The sequence below is a fragment of the Rubrivirga sp. genome (assembly GCF_049648075.1).
Lineage (GTDB): Bacteria > Bacteroidota > Rhodothermia > Rhodothermales > Rubricoccaceae > Rubrivirga.
In genome coordinates this window covers 1-2,943 of sequence record NZ_JBARYR010000497.1, presented here as the reverse complement: position 1 = coordinate 2,943, position 2,943 = coordinate 1, and the positions used below count along the sequence as shown (strand labels likewise).

At 68.9% G+C, this 2,943-nt stretch carries 3 protein-coding genes; all 3 read right to left on the bottom strand.

The window, feature by feature from the left end; all coding sequences use genetic code 11:
• Positions 1-582, bottom strand: a 582-nt coding sequence (locus tag WBA11_RS14095) for a POTRA domain-containing protein (RefSeq protein ID WP_424521307.1), incomplete at its 3' end; no start/stop codon positions are given.
• A 64-nt stretch (positions 583-646) separates the two neighbouring features.
• On the bottom strand, positions 647-1,753 hold the full coding sequence (locus tag WBA11_RS14090; protein ID WP_424521306.1) for a YihY/virulence factor BrkB family protein: 1,107 nt from the start codon (positions 1,751-1,753) through the stop codon (positions 647-649).
• 566 nt (positions 1,754-2,319) lie between these two features.
• The coding region (locus WBA11_RS14085; protein ID WP_424521305.1) for a TolC family protein at positions 2,320-2,943 on the bottom strand (624 nt) is incomplete at its 5' end.

The following is a 2,943-nucleotide window of genomic DNA, read 5'->3' as shown; positions in this document are numbered from 1 at the left end:
GGCGTAGCCGCGGTTTCGGAGCCAGGCGACGGTTTCGCCCTGGAGCTGGACGAGCGCGAACGCGTCCAGCCGGTCGCCTTCCCGAACGGCGCGGCCGGCCGCGAACTCGGCCCATTCGTCTCGGATTTCGGGGGCGAGCTCCGGCGCGACGGGGCGCTGACCGGGACCGGCGAACGCCACCTGGTTGATGATGAGCGGTGGCCCCTCGGTGATCTCGAACGTCACCCCGACCGTGTTGTCGGTCGTGTCGAGGGCGACGTCGTAGTCGACGTCGGCCAGGGGAAAGCCGCTGGCGGCGTAGTGGCGTTCGAGGCGGACCACGTCGCGGGCCAGCTCGATCGGGTCGAACGGGTACACCGAGCCCTCTTCGGGGCCGCCGAAGATGAACAAGAACCGCGGCGGCGGGGCCTTGGTCGCGACCTGGAGCTCGAGGTTCTCGACCAAGAGCGACTCGGTGTCCTCGAAGTCGAACTCCAGCGTCCCGACGGTCGTCGAATCGTTGACGAGCGTCAGCGGGACTTGCGCCTGAACCGCGCCCGCGAGGGCGACGGCGAGGACGAGCGCAAGGCGGGCTGAAGACACGGGCGGGCGGCTGAAACCGAGCAAGCTACCGTTCGCCCTCCCAGAAGGGTCCGCCGTGTGCCGATTAGGGCGCTTCTGCACGTTGTCGAGCGCGCTTGGCAATCGTCGAGGCCGGTGCCCCGTCGCCGCCGACCTCGAGGTCGGGCGACGGCTCCGGCCGGTTGGCGTTGGAGACCTGTTCGTCGGCGATGCGCTGGCGGGTGCTGTGGAAGCCCAGTCGCGCCCACATCTTGCGCAGACGAGAGCGACGCGGGTGCGTCCGCTTTTCGTGCAGCTTGGTCACGATGGCGCCGATGACCAGGATGAAGCCGGAGAAGTAGACCCAGAAGACGAACGCCAGGATGAGCCCGAACGCACCGCCCAGCTCGCTCAGGCCTTCGCTCTCGTCTCCTCGGTAGCGGTCGAAGTCGGCGAGATAAGTCGCGTAGACGGCGAACCCGTTCTTGGCAAGCTCGAACAGGACGGCGCCGGCCGCGGCCCCCACAAAGGCACTCCGTGACGGCGTCTTGGGCCGGGGCACGAAGTAGTAGAGCTGGGCCAGCATCCCGACCGTCAGCAGGTACGGAACGACGATGGACACGATCTGGACCAGCCCACCGGTCGCGGCCTCGACGACGCCGACCTCGAGGCCGACCATGTCGGCCATCTGCCCGGTCCGGGCGCTGAGCAGCCGGACGGACGTCGTGATCAGAAAGGAGGCGAGGAATAGGACGCCGACCTGAGCCGCCATTCGCAAATCGAACAGGTAGCCCTTCAAGAGCGACCGGATCTGGTGCCGCTTCTCGCCCATCGCCTCCGCGATCACGAACCGCAGCGTCGTGAACAGGGTCAGGACCGTGACCACGAAGAAGATGGCGCCGACGACGGTGAGCCCCTGCGACGACTTCTGGAGCGAGAAGATGAGCTCGATGAGCCCGTCGCTCTGGCTCGGCGGCAGGAAGTCCCGTAGGAAAGACGAGACGGCCGTGATCGTCTCCTCCTCGCGGAGCACCATGCCGAAGATGCCCGTCGCCAACAGGATCAGCGGCAGGAGTGTGACCAGCGTCTTGAACGCGATGGCCTGCGCCCATAGGAACACCGGCTCCGTCATGAACACCCTGGCCAGCCCGCTCGCATAAAAGCGAGAGGCCTTGAGGGCGTTGCGAGCGCTGAGTCGGGAGATGCGGGACACGCGTAAAGGGTACGCTCATTGACTCCTCGCGTCCACGGGGGAGAACCTTGAGGGCTCGCGGTGGCTGCCTTGACTGGTTCGAGCGGCAACGGGAGACGCCGCTCGATGGCACCGCGACGATCCAGCCCTCGAGGCCGACCGTGAGCGTTCTGTCCGTGTCGCTCCGTTCCCTGGCTGCGCCGCCGGTTCGGGCGTGAACCCCTTCGCCGAGGACGAGACGTTGGCCGCCCGCGCCGTCGACCCTCGCCAAGCACTCGGCCTCGATGAGGCCCTCGGCCTCGAGGTCGTGAGCGCCCTCGAGGCCCAACCCGACGACAGGCCGCGTCTTTGTGCTGGCTCCTGGCGCCCGGATCGAGGTCGTGGACGCCCTGGCCGCATCGTCCAAGCGTTCGCCCTCGAGGTCGATCGGTCGGCCGTGCCGGTGGGCGTGTACGCGGTGCGCGTGACGACTAAATCTGGCGTGGCCGTCCAGCGATCGGTGGTCGCCCGGCAGCCGCTGGGCGAGAGGGGAGGAGACGTCCGACTCTCATCTTCTTGCCCCTACTCGTACCCTTTGCCTCCTCTGTCTACTCGCCGATGGAGAGGTCGAGGAGCAGCTTTTGGAACCGGCCCTCGATGTCGAGCTGGGCTCGGGCCACCTCGGCCTCCACGGCGCGGGCCTGCAGGAGAGAGACCGACTGCAGCGTCGATTCGCCGGCGTCGTAGCGGGCGCGCTCGGCCTCGAGGGCGTCCTGGGCGGCGCGGATGCGCAAGTCGGCGATCTCGGTCTGGGCCTCGAGGGCGTCGAACCGGATCCACAGCTCTTGGATCTCCAAGGCGATCGCTCGCTGGGCGTCCCGGCGCTCCGCTCGCAACGCCGAGGCCTGGGCTTCGGCCCGGCGGATCCGCTGGCGCGTCACGCCTCGGTCCATGATGGGAAGCGACAGGCTCAAGCGGAGCGACCCCGCCCGGTTGTCGCTGACCTGACTCGGCAGGGCGATCTCGCCCGCGCTCGAGTAGCTGGTCCCGATGGAGGCGCTGACGGCGACCTGGGGAAGGCGGCTGGCACGCGCGGCGCGGGCATCGGCCTGGGCGGCCTCGAGGGCGGCGTCGGTCGCTCGGAGATCTCGGCGGGCTTGGAGGGCGCGGTCGATCAGGGCCGTGGGCGCCTCGAGGGCGGCGTCCTCGAGGTCGGCGGGCGTGGGGAAGAC